Source organism: Bacteroidota bacterium (assembly GCA_008933805.1).
In the GTDB taxonomy this organism is placed as follows: domain Bacteria; phylum Bacteroidota; class Bacteroidia; order UBA8524; family UBA8524; genus SB11.
Map to the genome: position 1 here is coordinate 394734 of WBUH01000002.1, position 6000 is coordinate 400733.

Annotated in this window: 6 protein-coding genes; 4 read left to right on the forward strand and 2 right to left on the reverse strand. The window is 44.0% G+C overall.

Annotation, left to right across the window (positions count from 1 at the left end; genetic code table 11):
* Nucleotides 1-22 precede the first annotated feature (22 nt).
* From trmD to F9K23_03890, 3 genes are all read left to right on the forward strand, one after another.
* Nucleotides 23-697: a tRNA (guanosine(37)-N1)-methyltransferase TrmD gene (gene trmD / locus F9K23_03880; protein ID KAB2918294.1), complete on the forward strand. Its 675-nt coding sequence runs from the start codon at nt 23-25 to the stop codon at nt 695-697.
* A 98-nt stretch (nt 698-795) separates the two neighbouring features.
* Nucleotides 796-1563, forward strand: coding sequence for a 3'-5' exonuclease (locus F9K23_03885; GenBank protein ID KAB2918295.1), 768 nt, complete (start codon nt 796-798; stop codon nt 1561-1563).
* A 77-nt stretch (nt 1564-1640) separates the two neighbouring features.
* Nucleotides 1641-2360 carry an RNA pseudouridine synthase gene (locus F9K23_03890; GenBank protein KAB2918296.1) on the forward strand — a complete coding sequence of 240 codons (720 nt, stop codon included), beginning with the start codon at nt 1641-1643 and terminating at the stop codon, nt 2358-2360.
* Between the two features lie 503 nt (nt 2361-2863).
* Here the strand turns inward: F9K23_03890 and F9K23_03895 are convergent.
* Together F9K23_03895 and F9K23_03900 are read right to left on the reverse strand one after the other, a co-directional pair.
* Complete coding sequence (locus F9K23_03895) at nt 2864-4102, reverse strand: O-antigen ligase family protein (GenBank protein ID KAB2918297.1); 1239 nt, start codon at nt 4100-4102, stop codon at nt 2864-2866.
* 24 nt (nt 4103-4126) lie between these two features.
* Complete coding sequence (locus F9K23_03900; protein KAB2918298.1) at nt 4127-5245, reverse strand: LysM peptidoglycan-binding domain-containing protein; 1119 nt, start codon at nt 5243-5245, stop codon at nt 4127-4129.
* Nucleotides 5246-5287: 42 nt separating this feature from the next.
* On the opposite strand from F9K23_03900, the gene F9K23_03905 reads away from it, so the two are divergent.
* A partial coding sequence (locus F9K23_03905; protein KAB2918311.1) for a nodulation protein NfeD occupies nt 5288-6000 on the forward strand: 713 nt, incomplete at its 3' end.

The following is a 6000-nucleotide window of genomic DNA, read 5'->3' on the forward strand; positions in this document are numbered from 1 at the left end:
ACTGTAAACTAAAAACTTCTTGATGCGTATAGACATCCTTACCGTTGTACCCGGCTTGCTCGAAAGTCCCTTTAATTACTCGATAGTGAAGCGGGCAAAAGAGAAAGGTTTGGTAGAAATACACGTGCACAACCTGCGCGACTATGCTACCAACAAATACCGCCAGATAGATGATTATGCCTTTGGCGGCGGAGCAGGTATGGTGATGATGGCTGAACCTATTGCGAAATGTATTGAGCAGTTGAAAAGTGAGCGCACCTACGATGAAGTGATTTTTATGTGCCCTGACGGGGAAGTTTTTAACCAAAAAACAGCCAATCAATTCTCGTTAAAAAATAATTTTATCATCCTGTGCGGGCATTACAAAGGCATTGATGAACGCATCAGGCAGCTATACATTACCAAAGAACTCTCGGTAGGCGATTATGTACTTACTGGGGGAGAATTGGCGGCAGCCATTGTGGTAGATGCCGTTGTGAGGCTGATACCCAGCGCCATAGGCGATGAAGAATCGGCACTCAGTGATTCGTTTCAGGATGGATTATTAGCACCGCCGGTGTACACCCGCCCCGAAGAGTTTATGGGCTTAAAAGTACCTGATGTACTAATGAGTGGCGACCATAAAAAAATTGAGGAATGGCGACACGAAGAAAGCATGAAACGAACCCAAGAACGCAGGCCTGATTTGTTGGACTGACGCCGTATAAAATGGCTCAATATTGCAAACACACTACCCGCAACTGTATATATCTTCGCAAAAAAATTAAAACAGAATAGCCGAAGGCTATCAAATACATGGAGTTAACCCTTAAACGCCCGCTTGTGTTTTTTGATTTGGAAACAACGGGCATCAGCACCAGCACCGACCGTATTATTGAATTGTACTTTATAAAAGTATATCCCGACGGAAAAGAAGAAACGCTGCACCACATTGTAAACCCCGGAATACCTATTCCGGCAGAGTCTACCACCTTTCACGGGATAACCGATGCTGATGTGGCCGGTAAGCCTTCGTTTAAAGAGCTTGCACACGATTTGAACCGCTTTTTGGAAAATTGTGATTTTGCAGGGTTTAATAGTAACCGCTTTGATTTTCCGATGTTGGTGGAGGAGTTTTTTAGGGCAGGGGTGGAGTTTGATATTGAAAGCCGCAAGTTTATTGATGTGCAACGTATTTTCCATGTGATGGAGCCGCGTAATCTTGCTGCAGCCTATCGCTTTTATTGCAACAGCGAATTGGACAATGCCCACACTGCTGAGGCCGATACCCGCGCAACTTTTGAGGTGTTTAAAGCACAGCTTACCAAGTACGAGCAGTTGGAGAAAAATATTGAAGCCTTGCACAAAATGTCGGGGCAGAGCAATTTAGTGGATTTGGCGGGACGTATCATCCGTAATGATAAAGGGGAAGAAGTGTTTAACTTTGGTAAGCACAGGGGCAAGTTGGTGGCCGAGATATTTAAGCGCGAACCCACCTATTACGATTGGATGATGAACGGTGATTTTCCGCAGCAAACCAAGCAGGTAATTACCCGCATACGTTTGAAGCAGTTTAATAAATAGTTTACTGATTGGTTGACTTGTTGATTTACTGATTTTTTAATCTGTAAATCAATAAATCGTAAATCAAAAATTGAAGAATGAAGCACGTAAAGTTTGAAGATATAATACTGTATGAAGACGACAGGCTGATTGTAGTAAATAAGCCTGCGTTTTTGCCTTCGTTGGATGAGCGGAACGGGGAGGGGCAAAGTTTACTGCGCTTGGCAAAGCGGTATAGCGAAGATGCGCAGTTGTGCCACCGACTTGACCGTGAAACCAGCGGTGCATTGGTGATTGCCAAAGACCCTGAAACCTACCGCTATATCAGCATGAAGTTTGAAGGCCGTGAGGTAGAAAAAACCTACCACGCAGTGATTGACGGTGTGGTGCGCTTTGATATGCTAAAGGTGGATTTACCGATAAAGGTGGATAAGAGTAACCGCGTAAACATTGACTTTAAAGAAGGTAAGGAGGCTGTTACGTATTTTAATACCCTTGAATTATACAATAATTTCAGTTTGATTGAGTGCAAGCCGGTTACGGGACGTATGCACCAGATACGCATACACCTTGCCAGTCAGAATGCGGTGATTACAGGCGATACTGCCTACCGTGGCAAACTGCCATATCTTTCAAAGCTTAAAAAGGGTTATAAATACAGCAAGTGGGAGGAAGAAACACCAATGATTGAACGCTTTTTGCTGCACGCTGCCCGCATTAGTTTTATTGGCCCCGATGATAAAACCATTACCGTTGATGCCCCGTACCCCAAAGATTTTGAGGTATTTTTAAAGGTGGTGAAACGGTATGAGTTGTAACGATATTTTCAACGGATTAAAATTCGTTGCTTTTTCGATTACGAAGGGCATAAGGACTTGAGTCCTTATGCCCTTCGTAATTTTAACAGAATAGGGTTTCAACCCTATGCTTGTCATTCTGACCGCAGGGAAGAACCTCATAGCAACGTTGTTAACAAAGACTACCGAAGATGCTTCCTTCGTCAGCATGACAGGCACAAGTACAGAGGATTTTCTGAACCTGCCGAAGGATAATCCTGAGCATCGTTGAAGGAGTGCTGCGGGTAACATTATCTTCAAACACAGTCGCTTGAAAAGCAAATAATCAGTTGGATTGATGCTTTTGCAACGGATTAAAATCCGTTGCTTTTGCGATTACCGTGTTGGTAAGGACTTAAGTCCTTACCAACACGGTAATTGTAACAGCGTGGGGTTTCAACCCCATTCTTGTCTTCCAACAACAAATCTCCACCAATTACTCATAACTGGTAACTGATAACAATCAACCGATAAACAACAAAAATCTACTCGTTTTTGGGCAAATACCCCGATAAGAAATACACCAAGGGGAATAAGGTTACTCCGATTTGCCGCTCTAATACTGACTCGAAGCACATGGCAAAGAAAAACATGGCGGCAATAGCCCATTGCAACGTATTAGAACGTTTTAATTTAATAAATGGCCACAGTACCACTACCAACAATAGTAATGCGTATATAAGCCCCATTTGCACCGAATTTTCAATAAACTGGTTATGGGGCATCACACGGTTTTCAGGCCATAGTACCGTATTGTTGCGTACGTATTGGGCAGCCATTTTGGCATCCATGTCACCGGGGCCTACACCAGTCAGTGGGTGTTGTGCAATCAATCCTCCCCCTGTTTTCCAGGCTTCTAAGCGCATACTAAACGAGCGGTGGTTAATATCACCCCCGTCGCGGTTTATCTGCACATCGCGTACGCTATTGATAATCTTATTCTTAAACGTAGGTACGGTAAGGTAAGCTACGGTTGGCAGTAAAGGCAAGGCCAACAAAGCCAACCACACAATTTTTTTGCGACGGTATTGCCATACAGTGGTGACGGCCAAAATGCCCAAACCTCCGTACAAAGCCACCAGCCCTGTTCGGGCACTAAGAATGTGGATGATGATAAAATTAAGTATCCCTAACACTCCGAAAACAATCCTATCGCGGGAAAAAATTACCGTTTGGGTTTCCTTCAAGGCAAAAAACAAACAGCTGATAATGCCGAAACTCATCAATACCCCAAAGTAAATGTGTGATATACCATTGCCAACCGGCCACACGGGAACTGATTTCGATTCAATCATACTGGCATTAATAGCGGCAGCATTTTGCAGGTAGTTGATGGTACTGGCTATTGAGAAAAAAGTGATAATGGCATTAAACACAAAAAACACCCACCACACTTGCTTTTTAGTTAACGGTCGTGCCGATGTAAACCCCAGTGGTAGCAACAGCAACGGAAGTTTGCGCGAACAAATCGACCACCATTTTACTTTGTCTTCGCTGTATAAGCCTCCTACTAAAAGCAAAACCCAAAGCAAAATAAACAGCAGAACGGGGGGAGATAGCAGTTTCTTTAAATTATCAATCAGCTTGCCGTCAAACAGCAGTGCCGTTGAACACAATACAGTGCCTATGCTCATAAAAGCAGGGGTAATCTCAAACAATGGGAAACCCAGGCATACCAGTATACACCCGAAGAAAAAATAGTGGTTTTTTAAAAATGCTAACACCTGCACAATGGGTGCAAATATAGATTATTGGGCGTAGCTGAGGGTAAGTTTTACTTTGCCGGTAAGCGCAGTACCTAACTCATTGGCAGCGGCGGGGGAAATCATCATAATCAAGGATGTATCGTCAGACTCCAATTTACCCACCACACGCACATACAACGAGCGGTTGTTGGCCGGATTGGTTACTAAAATAATGGTTCCCACGGGAGCCTTGGTGTGCAAAGCAATGTTCTTATCCGAGTCGGGGAAACTTTTATCAATCACCAGCACCATTCCTGTTTCCTGTACCTCGCCAGAGCTATTGCTTTCAGGGGTAGGTTCGGGGTCTTGCTTTTTATCAGTTTTGGGAGTTTCCTTTTTAGTTTCTTTCGGGGCAGGGTCGTTTTTCTTCGGCTTCTCTTGGGCTTTGGCTTTGCGGATAACCAATAACTGTCCGTTTGAGATAATACTATTGTCAAGTCCGTTCAGTTCCATCAGTTCTTGCACGGTAACCCCGTAGTAGGTGGCTATTTTGTACAAAGTTTCACCTGCTTTTACCTTATGCACCAAGTCTTCGGTGCCTTTGTAGTTTTTCCAGTCGTATTTGTCTGTTGTTTCAGGTTCAATTTTAGTTGGGGGGACAATTATCTCTTTTTCCTCTTCCTCAACAGCTGGGACTTTTTTTTCAGCAGGTTTGGGTTCGGGTTTCTTTTCTTCTTTTGGCATGGGTCCGGGGCCATCTGCATCTACTGTATCCTCCCCATCGCCAGAAATCAAAGTGCCTTTATCACTGATAGAAGATAGTTTTAGTCCAGCGGGTGCTTTAAAGTTTTTCAGCGGGATATACAGCAACTTGCCTTGCTGCACTGCGGGCGGCATACCGGGATTAGCTTCTAAAATCTCTTGTATACTTACTTTATATACTTTGCTGAGTGCGAACAGGGTTTGGCTTTTGGCAACCTCGTGGATAATAAAATAATTACCATTTTTTAGGGCAACGCCCACAGAGTCTTTCACAACGCTTTGGGTTGCAGCAGTAGCTTGCAGGCCTGCAAAAAAGATAGTTATATACAGTAATAGGGATTTCATAGTGTGTTTACAGTATGCAAACTTAACAGGTTGGGTACTCAAAATATTGCCTTTAAGCGTAATTTTGTATAACATATGCGTAGTATTCTTTGCTTCTTCACACTATTACTCCTTGCAATGCAGGCTATTGCGCAGGATAGTGCCGCTTTGCCTGTGAAAAAATTGAAAATTGTAAAGTTTTCTATACACGAGGAGATAGCACCCAAAGCTACGCGCAAAACCATGCGGGCCTTTGAAGAAGCCGAAAGGGTGAAGGCCGACCTGATTATCTTAGACTTAAATACCTACGGTGGATTGGTATCGGATGCCGACTCGATACGTACCCGAATACTCAACAGCAAGATACCCGTGTATGTGTTTATTGAAAACAATGCCGCTTCAGCAGGGGCGTTGATTTCTATCGCCTGCAATAAAATATTCATGCGCAAGGGTGCTACTATTGGCGCGGCTACGGTGGTGAATGAAAGCGGCGAGAAAGTACCCGATAAGTACCAAAGTTATATGCGCAGTAAAATGCGTGCAACGGCTGAGGCAAGAGGCCGTAACCCGGATATTGCGCAAGCAATGGTTGACGGGGATATTGTGGTGCCCGGTGTGAATGATTCAGGAAAGATTGTTACGCTGACTACTACCGAGGCGATAAAACACAGATTTTGCGACGGCGAAGCCGAGACGGTGGAAGAAATGCTGAAACAAGCAGGGGTAAAAGAATATGATATAGTAGAAGTGCAGGACACTGCTATGGACGGCATCATGGGCTTTTTGATGCACCCCGGTACCAGCGGGGTATTAATACTGCTGATATTTTTAGGCATTTATTACGAGTTGCA